Below are 13,816 nucleotides of genomic sequence, written 5' to 3' on the forward strand. Positions count from 1 at the left end.
GCCCTGTCGAGGGGGGAAGGGCAAGCGCCGCCTATCGATCAGTGAATGAGATCGCATGCTCGCCCGGCGGGAGCGGCGGTCAGTCGTGCCTCGGCCGTTTGGCCACCAGCGTCAGCACGTCGTACTTGGCGACCGAGGCCCCCTCCTGGTTGGTGACGTCGGTGTCCCAGCGGACCTCGCCGTAGTCGGCCCCCTCCCGCGGCGTGATCTGCTTGGCGGTGAGAGTGACGGTCAGCTCGTCACCGGGCTTGACCGGCGTGAGGAACCGCAGGTTCTCCAGCCCGTAGTTGGCCAGGACGGGCCCGGGGGCGGGCTCCACGAACAGCCCCGCCGCGAACGACACGACGAGGTAGCCGTGCGCGACGCGCCCGCCGAAGAACGGGTTCGCCCTGGCGGCGTCCTCGTCCATGTGGGCGTAGAAGGTGTCGCCGGTGAACTCCGCGAAGTGCTCGACGTCGTCGAGGGTGACCGTGCGGGGGCCGCCGACGGCGGTGTCGCCGACGCGCAGGTCCTCCAGGTGCCTGCGGAACGGGTGCTCGTCGGTGACGGTCCGGTCGGTGCCGGGGACCCAGCGCCCGGTGATCGAGGTGAGCATCGCGGGCCCGGACTGGACGGCGGTGCGCCGCATGTGGTGCACCACCCCGCGGATCCCGCCCATCTCCTCGCCGCCGCCGGCGCGGCCGGGGCCGCCGTGGACGAGCGGCGGCAGCGGGGACCCGTGCCCGGTGGACTCCTTGGCGTCCTCGGAGTTCAGCACGAGCAGGCGCCCGTGCCAGGGCGCGGCGCCGAGGACGACGTCCCGGGCGAAGTCCGGGTCGCCGGTCACCACCGACCCGGCGAGACTGCCGCGTCCCCGCGCGGCCAGCTCGACCGCCTCGTGCACGCCCTCGTACGGGAGCAGCGTGCTGACCGGCCCGAACGCCTCGACCTCGTGCGGCTCGGCGCGGGCGGCGTCGTCGGCGCGCAACAGCACCGGCGACATGAACGCGCCGCGCTCGGCGTCCGCGCCGACGACCTCGACGCGCTCGGGGTCGCCGAAGACGGCCCGGCCGGCGTCCATGAGCGCCTTGAGGGAGCGCCGCACCTCCTCGCGCTGGTCGAGGGTGGCGAGGGCGCCCATCCGCACCTGCGGATCGGCGGGGTTACCGACCGTGACCTCCGACAGCCGGTCGCGGACGGCCTCGGTCACGTCGTCGATGAGCGCGGCGGGGACGAGGGCGCGCCGGATCGCGGTGCACTTCTGCCCCGCCTTCACGGTCATCTCCGTGACGAGCTGCCTGACGTAGAGGTCGAACTCCTTGGTGCCGGGCACGGCGTCCGGGCCGAGGATCGAGCAGTTCAGCGAGTCGGCCTCGGCGTTGAACCGCACCGCGTTGCCGACGATCGCCGGATGGGTGCGCAGCAGCCGGGCCGTGGACGCCGACCCGGTGAACCCGACGATGTCCTGCTCGGTGAGGTGGTCGAGCAGGTCGCCCGGGTCGCCGCAGACCATCTGCACGGTGCCCTCGGGCAGGATGCCCGACTCGACGATCAGCTCGACCAGCCGGGCCGTCAGGTACGCGGTCTGGCTCGCCGGCTTGATCAGGCTCGGCACCCCGGCGAGGAACGCCGGCGCGAGCTTCTCCAGCGGTCCCCAGACCGGGAAGTTGAACGCGTTGATCTGCACCGCGACGCCCCGCGACGGCGTGCACAGATGCTGCCCGACGAACGTCCCGCCCCTGCCGAGCGGCTCGACGTCCCCCTCGATCAGCACCCTGTCGTTCGGCAGTTCCCGCTTCCCCTTGCTCGCATAGCCGAGCAGGACCCCGATGCCGCCGTCCACGTCGAACTTCGCATCGTTCAGCGTCGCGCCCGTCCGGGCCGACAACGCGTACAGCTCCTCGCGGTGCTCTCGCAGATGCGAGGCGAGCGCCTTCAGCAGCGCCGCGCGCTGGTGGAACGTCAGCTCCCGCAGCACCGGACCGCCGGTCGCCCGCCCGTACCGCAGCGCGGCGCCCATGTCGACCCCCGCCGACGAGATCCGGGCCACCTCCTCCCCCGTGACGGCGTCGTGCAACGGCACGCCCTCGTCCTCCGGGGCACGCCATGAACCCGACACATAACTGCGCAGCACGACCACCGGGACCTCCTCGTCCTCATCTCCTGAGTCTTCTTGCCACCTTCGAGCCTCGTTCACGCATCGCAGACATGACAGCCGGGGGCGGTTCCGTTTGTGTACTCGTGGGTCCGGCGGGCGAATCAGAGGGACAATTCTTGTGGATCTGTTCCACTGTTCACTACGCTGCCGCGCATGCTCCTCCGCACCCGGATCATCGCCGAGCTGACCGCGCTGCGCGCCGCCGCGCGGGCCGGGATGATCGGCCCGATGGCGCCGAGGGCGCTCGCCGCGACGGCACGGGCGCTGCGCGCCTACGGGCCGCTCGGCGCCGCCACGGCCCTGCCCGCGCACCGCTTCCCCGACCGCACCGGACTGGTCGACGACCGCGGGAGCCTCACGTTCGGCGAGCTGGACCGCCGCTGCAACGCCCTCGCCAACGCCCTGCGCTCGCGCGGCATAGGCGCCGGCGCCACGGTCGGGGTCCTGTGCCGCAACCACCGCGGCCTGCTGGAGGCGATGTCGGGGACGGCGAAGACGGGCGCGTCCATCCTGTTCCTGAACACCGACTTCGCCGCGCCGCAGCTCCGCGACGCCGTGGTGCGCGAAGGCGTCACCGCGCTGCTCCACGACGACGAGTTCTCCCCCGTCGTGGACGGCCTGGACCTGCCGTGCTTCACCGAGTCGGACATGGACGACCTCATCCGCGGCGTGGACGACGCGCCGCCGCCCGCCCCGTCCCAGCACGGCTCCCTGGTGATCCTCACCAGCGGCACCTCCGGACGGCCGAAGGGCGCGCCGCGCGCGCAGCCGCGGTCGCTGGCGCTGCCGGGCGGGATCCTGTCGAAGGTGCCGTTCCGCGGCGGTGAGGCGATGTTCGTCGGCCCGCCCCTGTTCCACGGCTTCGGCCTCACCTCGGCCCTGCTCGCGCTGGGGCTCGGGTCGACGCTCGTCCTGCGCCGCCGCTTCGACGCCGAACAGGTGCTGGACGACCTTGAAAGGCACGGCTGCACATCGTTCGTCGCCGTCCCGGTGATGCTCAACCGCGTCCTGGCCGCGCCCGGCCTGCGGGCCCGCGACCTGTCCCGGCTCAAGGTGATCATGACGGGCGGCGCGCGCCTCGACGCCGGGCTCGGCGAGCGCGCGGCCGCGGCGTTCGGGCCGTCCCTCTACAACTTCTACGGCTCCACCGAGGCGTCCTGCATCACGATCGCCACCCCGGACGACCTCGCCGCCGCGCCCGGCTGCGTCGGCCGCCCGCCCGCCGGCACGACCGTCGCGATCCTCGGCGACGACGACCGCCCCGTCCCGCCGGGCGCCACCGGGCGGATCTTCGTGGACACGCCCGCGCGGTTCGGCGGGTACACCGGCGGGGGCGGCAAGGACGAGGTCGGCGCCCTGATGGCGGTCGGCGACCTCGGCCACCTCGACGCGGCCGGCCGCCTCCACGTCGACGGCCGCGCCGACGACATGATCGTGTCCGGTGGCGAGAACGTCCACCCGGGCGAGGTCGAGGACCTGCTCGCCGCCCACCCCGCCATCGACGAGGCCGCCGTCGTCGGCGTCCCCGACGAGGAGTTCGGCCAGCGCCTCCGCGCCTACGTCGTGGCCGCCGGCCTCACCGGGGACGACGTCCGGGGCCACGTCGCCGCGAACCTCGCCCGCCACAAGGTCCCCCGCGACGTGGTCTTCCTGGACGCACTCCCCCGCAACCCGGCCGGCAAGGTCCTCAAGCACGCACTGGACCGGTCCTGAGATACTCGCGGCCATGACCTATGTGGCGGACGGCGCACGGTACGAGCGGATCCCCTACCGGCGGTGCGGGCGCAGCGGGCTGCGGCTGCCGGCGATCTCGCTCGGGCTGTGGCACAACTTCGGCGACGACCGCCCGCTGGACGTCCAGCGGGCGATCCTGCGGCGGGCGTTCGACCTCGGCGTCACGCACTTCGACCTGGCCAACAACTACGGGCCGCCGTACGGGTCCGCGGAGATCAACTTCGGCCGGATCCTGCACGAGGACCTCGCCCCGTACCGGGACGAGATCGTCATCTCGACGAAGGCCGGATACGACATGTGGCCCGGCCCGTACGGTGAGTGGGGGTCGCGCAAATACCTGCTCTCCAGCCTCGACCAGTCGCTGCGCCGGATGGGCGTCGACTACGTCGACATCTTCTACAGCCACCGGTTCGACCCGGAGACGCCGCTGGAGGAGACGATGGGCGCGCTCGACCGGGCCGTCCGCTCGGGGAAGGCGCTGTACGCGGGGATCTCGTCGTACTCGCCCGAGCGCACGGCCGAGGCCGCGGCGATCCTGCGGGACATGGGGACGCCGCTGCTGATCCACCAGCCGTCCTACTCGATGCTCAACCGGTGGATCGAGGGCGGGCTGCTCGACACGCTCGGCCGGGAGGGCGTCGGCTGCATCGCGTTCTCGCCGCTCGCGCAGGGCATGCTGACCGACAAGTACCTGGACGGTATCCCGCGGGGGTCGCGGGCCAGCAAGGGCACGTCGTTCGCGTCCAGCCTGCTCAGCGAGGAGAACCTGCGGCACGTCCGTACCCTCGACGAGATCGCGAAGGGGCGCGGGCAGACCCTCGCCCAGCTCGCGCTGGCCTGGTCGCTGCGGGACGGGCGGGTCACCTCCGCGCTGATCGGGGCGAGCAGCGTCCGGCAACTGGAGGAGAACCTCGCGGCCCTGGACCGGCTCGACTTCACCGCCGACGAGCTCGCCGCGATCGACCAGGACGCCGTGGAGGCGGGCATCAACATCTGGGCGGCCTCCAGCGCCGGCTGATGCCCCGCCGGTGATCAGGGGCCGGTGATCAGGGGCCCGGTGAGCCCGGGCCGATGGTTCCCGCGTGATGTTCATGGGCCGGCCGCATCGACGCGGCGCGACCGGGCACGACCAGCGCATGGAAGAGATGATGCTGCGGAGCGCCGCGTTCGACGATCACACGCTCATGCCGTCGGAGTACTCGCACGACAGCGGGGACCTCTCGCCGCCGCTGGAGTGGTCGCCGGCCCCCGAGGAGGTGGTGGAGCTGGCGCTGGCCTGCGAGGACCCGGACGCGCCCACCGGCACCTTCGCGCACTGGCTGCTCGCCGGCATCGACCCCGTGACCACCGGGCTCGACGCCGGGGAGCGGCCGGCGGAGGCCGTCGTCGGCCGCAACGACTTCGGCACCGGCGGGTACGGCGGGCCGAAGCCGCCGGCCGGCGACGGCCCGCACCGGTACTTCTTCCGGCTCTACGGGCTGTCGGAGCCGTCCGGCCTCCGCGACGGCTTCACCGCCGAGGACCTGGGCGACGCCCTCCAGGACAAGATCGTGGCGTCCGGCACGCTCGTCGGCACGTTCGCGAGGTGATCCCGTGGGCGCCCCCGACCGGCCCGAACCCGAGCGTCCCGAGCGTCCCGAGCCGGGACGGCGCGAGCGCGAACCCTACGGCCCCGACTGGCACGGGCCGGGCTCGCACGGGCCCTACCCGCACGAGCAGCCGCGCGGCAGCGAGCCGCTGAACGCGCGCAGCCCGCTGCTGCTCCGGGCGATCCTGTCCGGGATCGCGCTGGTCGTCTCGGTCGCCGCCGCGATCGTGTTCGCGGTGGCCGCACGGGGGGACGGGTCCGCGGCGGCGGCCGGCATCTGCGCGGCCGTCGCCGTCGTCGCCGCGATCGACCTGGTCGTGATCGCGAGGCGCGCCCGGACCTGACCGTCAGCGGCCCCTGACGCTCAATGGCGGTGGTCCGCGGCGGCGGCCTCGGGGTTGGCGAGCAGCCAGGCGATCCGCTCGCGGCTCTCCTCGTCGGTCGGCGTGTAGGTGATCAGCCGCGCGCCCGGCGAGGCGCTGACGTCCAGGTTCATGGTCCGGGTCCGGATCTCGCCGGCGGCGTGGGGCCTGAAGACCTTGGTGCTCGACCCCGGCAGCGCGACGTCGTGGGACGCCCACAGCCGCGCGAACTCCGGGCTGACCGCCTGCAGCCGCCGGACGAGGTCCTTCCAGCCGGGCTCGTCCAGGTGGCGGCTGTAGCGGTGCCGGAAATTCGCGACGAGCCCGGGCGCCGTCTCCGCGAGGTTCGTGACCGGGTTGCAGCACGGCGGCAGCGTGAACGCCATCCACATCGAGTTGCGCTCGCACGGCCGTACGTTCTGGACGACCGGGAAGATCGCTGCGTAGGCCGCGTTCCAGGCGAGGATGTCGGACCGGGCGTTGACGACCGAGGCGGGCATCGGCACGAGCGCGTCCAGGACCGCCTGGAGGTCCTCCGGCAGGCCGCGGACCTCGTCGTCCGCCGTGGCGCCCGGCACGTCGGCGAGGCGGTACAGGTGCTCGCGTTCGGCGCCGTCCAGCCGCAGGGTGCGCGCCACCGCGTCCAGCACCTGCGTGCTGGCGTTGATCGGACGGCCCTGCTCCAGCCACGTGTACCAGGTCACGCCGACCCCGGCGAGCTGCGCGACCTCCTCGCGGCGCAGTCCCGGCGTGCGCCGCCGGGGCCCCGGCGGCATCCCCACGTCCTCGGGCGTGATCCGCTCCCGCCTGCTGCGCAGGAACGCCGCCAGCTCGGTGCGGCGGCGCGGACTCCTGCCGGTCCGGGCTCGCGCCGCCCCGCCGGTGGTGGTCTCCGCACTCGTCATCGTCACGCCCCCCAGCCTGCCCCCGGTCGGCGGCGCCTGCCAGGTGCTGTCAGTACCAGTATCGACAGGCTCTCGTTACGGGTACCGGCACCGCCGCACGCTGGGACCCATGACACAGACAACCGATCTGCGCGGGATCGTTCCCGAACGGGGGGCGCGGAACGGGTCCGGCCGCCTCGTGCTCGGCTTCATCCTGCTCGGCCAGTTCATGGGCATCCTCGACACGAGCATCGTCAACGTCGCGCTCCCGACGATGCGCGCGGACCTGCACGCCTCCGCGGCGGGGCTGCAGCTCGTCGTGGCCGGCTACATCATCTCCTACGCCGTCCTGCTGATCACCGGCGCGCGGCTCGGCGCCCTCGCCGGTCACCGCCGCATGTTCCACCTCGGGCTCGCCGGGTTCACGGCGGCGTCGCTGGCGTGCGGGCTGGCGCCGTCCACCGGCTCCCTGGTGGCGTTCCGGTTCCTGCAGGGCGCCGCCGCCGCGCTGCTGACGCCGCAGGTCATGTCGATGATCCAGCGGAACTTCACCGGCGCCGCCCGCGCCCGCGCCCTCGGCCTCTACGCGGCCGTGATCGCCGGCGCGATCGTGGCCGGGCAGGCCGCCGGGGGCCTGCTGGTCAGCGCCGACCTGTTCGGCACCGGCTGGCGGACGGTCTTCCTCGTCAACGTGCCGATCGGGATCGCGCTGCTGCTCGCCGGGCCGCGCGTCCTGCCCCGCGACGAGGAACCGCCCGGCGGCGGGAGCATCCGCGGCCGGCTGGACCTGCCGGGGCTGGTGACGCTCGCCGCCGCGGTGCTGCTGTTCGTCGTCCCGCTGATCATGGGCCACGAGCTGGGCTGGCCGGCGTGGGGCTGGGCGTCGGTGGCCGCGAGCGCCGCGCTCCTCGCCGCCTTCGTCGCCGTGGAACGCCGGGTCGCCGCCGGTGGCGGGCGGCCGCTGATCCCCGCGCGGGTGCTGCGCGCGCCGCTGCTCGTGCCGGCCTGCGTCGCGATCGTGTTCGGGCCGGGCAGCTGGGCGTCGTTCCTGTTCACCACCACCCTGCACCTGCAGGGCGACCTGCGGATGTCGCCGCTGGAGTCGGGCCTCGCGTTCGTGCCGTGCGTGACCGCGTTCGCGCTGGTCGGGCTGAACTGGCAGCGGCTGCCCGCCCGCTGGCACCGCCGGGTGATCCCGGCCGGGTTCGCGATCGCCGCGGCCGGCTACCTGTGCGTCGGCCCGCTCGCCGGCGGCGGCGCGGCCTACGAGACGCTCACCGCGGTCATCGGGCTCGGCCTCGGCGTGATGCCGATCATCATGACGACCGCGCTGCGGCACGTGCCCGCCGAGGACGCCGCCGACGCCAGCGGGCTGCTGCTCACGCTGATGCAGCTGGCCCAGGTGATCGGCATCGCCACCGTCGGCACGCTGTTCCTCGGCCTGACCGAGGCCGGCGGCTCCACCCGGCACGCCGAGTACGGCACCGGATGGGCGCTCGCCGCCGCGGCCCTGCTCGGCGCCCTCTGCGCCCTGTTCCTCGCCCGCGGGCACACCCCGTCCCGGACCTGACCGCTCAGACGGCGGCACCGCGGTCGGCCGGCACTCCGTCAGCGGCGGCTTTCCTGACTTGAGCGTTTAGGTCCACCGCTATCGGCAATGCCCCGAATCACCTAGAGGTGATCCACTCCCTACGAGACCGCCAGGAGCCGATGTCTGGGACGAAGCCATCGGCACACCACCGGAAGCTGCGCCGAAACGGGGCTCTCATGCGCGTGCTCGGGAATCAATGCGATCTTTCACGACGGAGGACGGCTCGGCGGCATCGCGGGACGCGAGCGGCTCCGGCCGATCGCCCCGACGGCGGGTCCGGGGCGCGCCCCCGAGATCCGCGACGCGCCGGCCCCGGCGGAAGGCGGCGCCGATGAGGGTCCTCCTCGCGCGCCAGGACGGCATCGGCGAAGTGCTGCTCGCCGGGCCCGCCGTGCGGGCGGTCGCCGAGCGCGCCGACGAGGTCGTGCTGCTGTGCGGGCCGCGCGGGCGCGCCGCCGCCGACCTGCTGCCGGGCGTCGGCCACGTCATCGAGTGGCGCGCGCCCTGGATCGACCCTGACCACGTGCCCGTCGAGCGGGCCGCGGTCGACGCGCTCGTCCGCAGGCTCCGCGGTTTCGACAAGGCCCTGATCCTGACCTCGTTCCACCAGTCGCCGCTTCCGCTGGCGCTGCTGCTGCGGCTCGCCGGGACGCCCTGGATCGGCGGCATCGGCGCGGAGGACCCGGGATCGCTGCTCGACCTGCGGCACCGGCCCGACACCGACGTCCCCGAGCCGCTGCGGATGCTGGCGCTCGCGGAGGACGCCGGGTTCCCGTCCCCGGCCGACACCCGGTTGCGGGTCCGCGGGCCGCTGCCCGACACCGACCACCTCACCGGCGGGCCCGGCTACGTGGTGGTGCATCCGGGGACGTCCGTGCCCGCGCGCGCCTGGCCGCCGCGACGCTGCGCCGACGCGGTGCGGCTGCTGCGGGCGGCGGGCCGCCGGGTGGTCGTCACCGGCCACGGGGACGAGAAGGAGCTGACCGCGCTCGTCGCCGCCGAGGACGGTCTCGACCTCGGCGGCCGCACGTCCCTGCCGGAGCTGGCGTCGGTGCTGGCGGCGGCGTCCGCCGTCGTCGCCTGCAACACCGGCCCGGCGCACCTGGCGGCGGCCGTGGGCACCCCGGTCGTGTCGCTGTTCGCGCCGACCGTGCCCGCCGCCCGGTGGGCGCCGTTCGGCGTCCCGCTGGCGCTGCTCGGCGACCAGCGGGCGCCCTGCAAGGACAGCCGCGCCCGCGAGTGCCCGGTCGACGGCCACCCCTGCCTCTCCTCCGTCACCGCCGACGAGGTCGCCGCCGCCGTGGAGATCGTGGCGTCGGTGGAGGAGGGCGACGCCCGATGAGAATCGCGATCGAGAGGCCGCCCGGCGGTTGTCGATCTTGAAGGGAGACCCGTCATGAACGTCCTCATCACCGGTGGCGCCTCCGGACTCGGCGCGGCCGTCGCGCGGAAGGTCGCCGACGACGGCGGGCGCCCGCTCATCCTCGACCGGCACCCGCCGAAGGACGACTTCGAGCACATGCAGGCCGACCTCGCCGACCGGCGCTGCGCGGAACGCGCCGTGCACGGCCTGGCGCGCGCGGCGGGCGGGCTGAACGCCGTGGTCACCGCCGCCGGCATCGACGCGTGCGGGGCGCTCAACGACGTCCCCGCCGAGGACTGGGAGCGGGTCGTCCAGGTCAACCTGCTCGGCACCGCCGCCGTCGCCCGCGCCGCGATCCCCTACCTGGAGAACGAGCCGCACGGGCGGATCGTGACCGTCGCGTCCACACTCGGGCTCCGCGCTGCGCGGGACGCCACCGCCTACTGCGCGGCCGGCTTCGGGATCGTCGGGTTCAGCCGGGCGCTCGCCGCCGAGCTGGCCGGGAAGGTCGCCGTCACGATGATCGCGCCCGGCGGGATGGACACCGCGTTCTTCGACGACCGCCCCGACCGGTACAAGCCCGGCCCGGACGTCAGCCTGAACCGGCCCGAGGACGTGGCGGCGGCCGTCGCGTTCGCACTCTCCCAGCCCGCCGGCTGCGAGGTGCGGGAACTCGTCGTCTGCCCCTCCGAGGAACCGTCCTGGCCGTGACGGCCCGCCGGGAGGAGATCACGAGGCATCCGCGCGCCGCCGTCCGGCAGGGGCCTCAGCCGGAGCTGCCCGCCGACACCAGTTCCCGGATGTCGGCCGGAAGCGCGCCGCGCACCTTCGTGGTGATCGAGCCCTGGGTGGCGTCGTCCACCACCTCCAGGACGGTCCGTGCGAGGAAGGCGGCGCGCGCCTCGTTGGTCCCGGCGCGGACGGCGACGCGTTCGATGAAGTCGTGCTTGTCGAACCGCTCCCCGCTGCCCGCGCCACCGTAGACCTCGGTACGGCGCAGGTGCTCGCCGATCTCGTGCGGCAGTTGCGCCGCGAGGTTGTCGGCGAGGCCCTCTGGGACCCGCTCCCCCAGCGTCTCCAGGGTCGCCCGGGACGCCCGCTCCGCGTCGCCCCAGCCCGGCAGGCGGGCGCGGTCCTGGACCTGTCCGATGAACTCCTCATGCCGCATGACGGACGCTCCTTCCAACGTCTGAAATGCGGAAACTTCCCGATATATGGGCGCTTTAACGCGCGCCGAGCACGTCCAGAACCCCCCTACCACGGCGGCGCTGACCACCGCGGCGCGGCGGCGAGAACCCATCACCCGGACAGCAGGTTGCTCTGCCTGGCACGTGACACTTCAGACACCTTCCGGTTTACGGACACGGCCTTATGGGCAGAGACACCTCGCGGCCCACTCGCGAGCTCGGAGCCAAGTGCCCTGAACTACGAGCCTGGGCCGCACCACTTTTCACCCCGTCTCCCACCCCGCCGAGCGGTTCACAGGGCGGGCGCTCACATGGCGGGCAGCGCCTCGGCGACGATCATGCCGCAGTAGGCGGCCCCCAGCCCCGCGGCGATGCTGGCCGCGGCGTTGAGCAGCGCGTAGGAACGAGCGCCGTCCTCGGCCAGCCGCAGCGTCTCGTAGCCGAACGTGGAGTACGTGCTCAGTGCGCCGCAGAAACCCGTTCCGGCGAAGGCCATCACCCCGCCGTCCGCCGGGAGTGCCGTCAGGAGGCCCAGCAGGAACGACCCCGCGACGTTGACGGTGAACGTCCCCCAGGGGAACACCGAGTCGTGCCCGGCCTGGACCGCACGGTCGGTCAGGTAGCGCACCGGAGCACCGAACGCGGCGCCCAGCACGATCAGCAGGATCGTCACTCGGCTTCCTCCGCGGCCCGGCGGCGGACGAGCGACCTGGTCACCCGCACACCTGCGAAGACGGCGCCGAGCGCGGCGGCGAACGTCAGCGTCAGATACGCCAGCCCCACCCGCGGTGCGCCGTGCTCCACCGCGCGCAGGATGTCCACGGAGTAGGTCGAGAACGTGGTGTACCCGCCGAGCACGCCCACCCCGAGGAACGGCCTGACCAGCCGGTGCGCCCGCCACACCTCGGTGATCAGCACCATCAGCACGCCGATGAGCAGGCAGCCCGAGACGTTCACCCAGAAGACGGGCCACGGGAACTCTCCCGGCCCGTACGGGAACGCGCTGCTCAGCCCGTACCGCGCGAGCGCCCCGAGTGCGCCGCCCGCCGAGATCGCCCCGAGCGTCTCCCACGGCGCCCGGCGCAGCTCGGCGCGCTGCTCCGGAACGTGCAGATCGACATCCGGGTCCACGGGAGGGCCGGGCATGGCGTGCTCCTACCAGTAGCGACAAGCGTTCACCGGTAGGGACCGTTGGCGGACGTCGTCCGCGGTTCGCCCATGCCGGGCGCGGCGGGCCCCACCGCCGCGGCCCCGGCCTGCCGGGGCGTCCCCGAGTCTACCGGCGATCGGCGGCCGGGACGGTCGGCCCGGCCGCGCCGGCCGGCGGCCGGAGGCCGGGCCGGACGCCGGGCCGGACGCCGCGCGCCTCGACGAAGGTCTTGAAGCGCCGCAGGTCGCCGCGCACGCGGTGCGTCAGCGCGCCGGCCCCGCCCCCGGCCTTACGGGCGAAGCCCTCCGGGTCGATCTCCAGCTGCGCGGTGACGCGGGTGGTGGTCTCGTCCAGCCGGCGGAACGTCACCACGCCGGCGTGGGTCGGACCGTCCAGGGACCTCCAGGCGACGCGTTCGCCGGGGAGCTGCTCGGTGATGCGCGCGTGGAACTCCCGCGTGACGCCGGCGACCCGCGTCCTCCAGTGCAGGGTCGTGGCGTCGAGCCGGCGGACCTCCTCGACGCCGTCCATGAAACGCGGGAACGTCTCGAACCGCGTCCACTGGTCGTAGGCGGTGCCGATCGGAACGGTGACGTTGACCGATTCGGTGATCGTTGCCACGGCCGCACCTCCTGCCTCACCGCCCGGTTACCCGCCTGACGTGCGTCTATCCGCGCGGCCCCCGGGTGCGCCGTGTGATCTTTTGCCCAATGGGTACGGGCACGGCACCGAGCGATAGCCCCTGCCCTCGCCGGCCTCGTCCGCAAAGGAGAGCACCCTCATGACGTCGGCGCAGACCACCCGGTTCGATGACGGACAGGCCGAAGAACTGCTGGCGGAGATGAACCGGCTCGGGGCGGAGGATCCCCGGAGGGAGCGGCTGCGGACGCGCATCGTCGACCTGCACGCCCCGCTGGTCCGCGGGGTGGCGCGCCGGTACGCCAATCGCGGCGAGCCCCTGGACGATCTCCAGCAGGTCGCCTACCTGGGGCTGGTCAAGGCCATCAACCGGTTCGACCCGGGGATCGGCGACCGCTTCGTCACCTATGCCTACCCGGTGGTGACCGGCGAGGTGAAGCGGCACTTCCGGGACAAGACCTGGGGCATCCGGGTGTCGCGGCGCATCCAGGAGCTGCGCCCGATCCTGCAGCACACCGTGCAGGAGTACACCCGCGAGCACGGCCGCTCGCCCACGACCGCGGAGATCTCCTCGCTCATGGACATCACGGAGGAGGAGACGGTCGAGGTCATCATCGCCTGCGACGCCTACCGGCCGCTGTCCCTGGAGGCGCCGGCCGACGGGTCGCCGGCCGGCGAGAACGGCTCGGTGGGCGAGTACCTCGGCTCCGACGACCCCGCGCTGGACGCCTTCCTCGACGGCCACGCGCTGGGGCCGCTGATCGACGAGCTGCCCGAACGCGAGCGGACGATCCTGCTGCTGCGCTTCTTCGGCAACAAGACGCAGACGCAGATCGCCGAGCAGATCGGGCTGTCGCAGATGCACGTCTCGCGGCTACTCCGCGCCACCCTCGACCGGCTCCGGATGGGCCTGCTGACCGAAGGATGAGCACCGTGCCGGCGGGAGCGGCCTCCCGCCGGTGAGCGGCCTGTCACCGGCGGGCGCCGATCATCTCCGATCCGGCGGGAAGGACCGCGCAGCCCTCTAGTCCACGTCCACCCAGCCGTAGGTGCGCTCGACGGCCTTCTTCCAGCCGGCGTAGCCGGTTTCGCGCTGGTGTTCGTCCCAGGTGGGTTGCCAGCGTTTGTCTTCGTTCCAGTTCTGGCGGAGTTCGTCGGTGTTGTTCCAGAAGCCGACGGCG

Annotated in this window: 14 protein-coding genes; 8 read left to right on the plus strand and 6 right to left on the minus strand. The window is 73.6% G+C overall.

The window, feature by feature from the left end:
• Positions 1–79: 79 nt before the first annotated feature.
• Entirely contained in the window at positions 80–2,119 is a 2,040-nt protein-coding gene (gene paaZ / locus SM418_RS28450) for a phenylacetic acid degradation bifunctional protein PaaZ (RefSeq protein ID WP_371944001.1), read from the minus strand.
• A 171-nt stretch (positions 2,120–2,290) separates the two neighbouring features.
• Here paaZ and SM418_RS28455 point away from each other — a divergent pair, with 171 nt between their 5' ends.
• From SM418_RS28455 to SM418_RS28470, 4 genes are all read left to right on the plus strand, one after another.
• Positions 2,291–3,850, plus strand: a complete 1,560-nt coding sequence (locus SM418_RS28455; RefSeq protein WP_371944000.1) for an AMP-binding protein — start codon at positions 2,291–2,293, stop codon at positions 3,848–3,850.
• Positions 3,851–3,863: 13 nt separating this feature from the next.
• Entirely contained in the window at positions 3,864–4,889 is a 1,026-nt protein-coding gene (mgrA, locus tag SM418_RS28460; protein ID WP_371943999.1) for an L-glyceraldehyde 3-phosphate reductase, read from the plus strand.
• Positions 4,890–4,956: 67 nt separating this feature from the next.
• Positions 4,957–5,460, plus strand: coding sequence for a YbhB/YbcL family Raf kinase inhibitor-like protein (locus SM418_RS28465; protein WP_371944118.1), 504 nt, complete (start codon positions 4,957–4,959; stop codon positions 5,458–5,460).
• A 4-nt stretch (positions 5,461–5,464) separates the two neighbouring features.
• Entirely contained in the window at positions 5,465–5,803 is a 339-nt protein-coding gene (locus SM418_RS28470) for a DUF6343 family protein (RefSeq protein WP_371943998.1), read from the plus strand.
• 20 nt (positions 5,804–5,823) lie between these two features.
• Here the strand turns inward: SM418_RS28470 and SM418_RS28475 are convergent, their stop codons facing one another.
• Positions 5,824–6,726, minus strand: coding sequence for a helix-turn-helix transcriptional regulator (locus SM418_RS28475; protein ID WP_371944117.1), 903 nt, complete (start codon positions 6,724–6,726; stop codon positions 5,824–5,826).
• Positions 6,727–6,835: 109 nt separating this feature from the next.
• On the opposite strand from SM418_RS28475, the gene SM418_RS28480 reads away from it, so the two are divergent.
• From SM418_RS28480 to SM418_RS28490, 3 genes are all read left to right on the plus strand, one after another.
• Positions 6,836–8,275, plus strand: a complete 1,440-nt coding sequence (locus SM418_RS28480) for an MFS transporter (protein ID WP_371943997.1) — start codon at positions 6,836–6,838, stop codon at positions 8,273–8,275.
• A gap of 352 nt (positions 8,276–8,627) precedes the next feature.
• Positions 8,628–9,638: a glycosyltransferase family 9 protein gene (locus SM418_RS28485; protein WP_371943996.1), complete on the plus strand. Its 1,011-nt coding sequence runs from the start codon at positions 8,628–8,630 to the stop codon at positions 9,636–9,638.
• Positions 9,639–9,692: 54 nt separating this feature from the next.
• A complete protein-coding gene (locus tag SM418_RS28490; protein WP_371943995.1) occupies positions 9,693–10,370 on the plus strand; it encodes an SDR family oxidoreductase in 678 nt (225 codons plus the stop codon).
• A 55-nt stretch (positions 10,371–10,425) separates the two neighbouring features.
• On the opposite strand, the gene SM418_RS28495 is transcribed toward SM418_RS28490, so the two are convergent.
• The 4 genes from SM418_RS28495 to SM418_RS28510 all read right to left on the minus strand — a co-directional run bounded on the left by SM418_RS28495 (position 10,426) and on the right by SM418_RS28510 (position 12,617).
• Entirely contained in the window at positions 10,426–10,827 is a 402-nt protein-coding gene (locus tag SM418_RS28495) for a DUF2267 domain-containing protein (protein WP_371943994.1), read from the minus strand.
• Between the two features lie 326 nt (positions 10,828–11,153).
• A complete protein-coding gene (locus SM418_RS28500) occupies positions 11,154–11,519 on the minus strand; it encodes a fluoride efflux transporter FluC (protein WP_371943993.1) in 366 nt (121 codons plus the stop codon).
• Positions 11,516–11,992, minus strand: coding sequence for a fluoride efflux transporter FluC (locus tag SM418_RS28505; protein ID WP_371943992.1), 477 nt, complete (start codon positions 11,990–11,992; stop codon positions 11,516–11,518). Before SM418_RS28505 ends, SM418_RS28500 begins: the two co-directional genes overlap by 4 nt.
• Before the next feature lie 130 nt (positions 11,993–12,122).
• Positions 12,123–12,617: an SRPBCC family protein gene (locus tag SM418_RS28510; protein WP_371943991.1), complete on the minus strand. Its 495-nt coding sequence runs from the start codon at positions 12,615–12,617 to the stop codon at positions 12,123–12,125.
• A gap of 160 nt (positions 12,618–12,777) precedes the next feature.
• On the opposite strand from SM418_RS28510, the gene SM418_RS28515 reads away from it, so the two are divergent.
• Complete coding sequence (locus SM418_RS28515; protein ID WP_371943990.1) at positions 12,778–13,563, plus strand: SigB/SigF/SigG family RNA polymerase sigma factor; 786 nt, start codon at positions 12,778–12,780, stop codon at positions 13,561–13,563.
• Positions 13,564–13,816 lie beyond the last annotated feature (253 nt).

The organism is Actinomadura chokoriensis (genome assembly GCF_041463665.1).
Taxonomy (GTDB): domain Bacteria; phylum Actinomycetota; class Actinomycetes; order Streptosporangiales; family Streptosporangiaceae; genus Spirillospora; species Spirillospora chokoriensis_A.

Coding starts and splice junctions, on each gene's coding strand:
- SM418_RS28455 (WP_371944000.1), top strand. CDS start 2,291: ATGCTCCTCCGCACCCGGATCATCGCCGAGCTGACCGCGCTGCGCGCC.
- mgrA (WP_371943999.1), top strand. CDS start 3,864: ATGACCTATGTGGCGGACGGCGCACGGTACGAGCGGATCCCCTACCGG.
- SM418_RS28465 (WP_371944118.1), top strand. CDS start 4,957: ATGTTCATGGGCCGGCCGCATCGACGCGGCGCGACCGGGCACGACCAG.
- SM418_RS28475 (WP_371944117.1), bottom strand. CDS start 6,726: ATGACGAGTGCGGAGACCACCACCGGCGGGGCGGCGCGAGCCCGGACC.
- SM418_RS28480 (WP_371943997.1), top strand. CDS start 6,836: ATGACACAGACAACCGATCTGCGCGGGATCGTTCCCGAACGGGGGGCG.
- SM418_RS28485 (WP_371943996.1), top strand. CDS start 8,628: ATGAGGGTCCTCCTCGCGCGCCAGGACGGCATCGGCGAAGTGCTGCTC.
- SM418_RS28490 (WP_371943995.1), top strand. CDS start 9,693: ATGAACGTCCTCATCACCGGTGGCGCCTCCGGACTCGGCGCGGCCGTC.
- SM418_RS28495 (WP_371943994.1), bottom strand. CDS start 10,827: ATGCGGCATGAGGAGTTCATCGGACAGGTCCAGGACCGCGCCCGCCTG.
- SM418_RS28505 (WP_371943992.1), bottom strand. CDS start 11,992: ATGCCCGGCCCTCCCGTGGACCCGGATGTCGATCTGCACGTTCCGGAG.
- SM418_RS28515 (WP_371943990.1), top strand. CDS start 12,778: ATGACGTCGGCGCAGACCACCCGGTTCGATGACGGACAGGCCGAAGAA.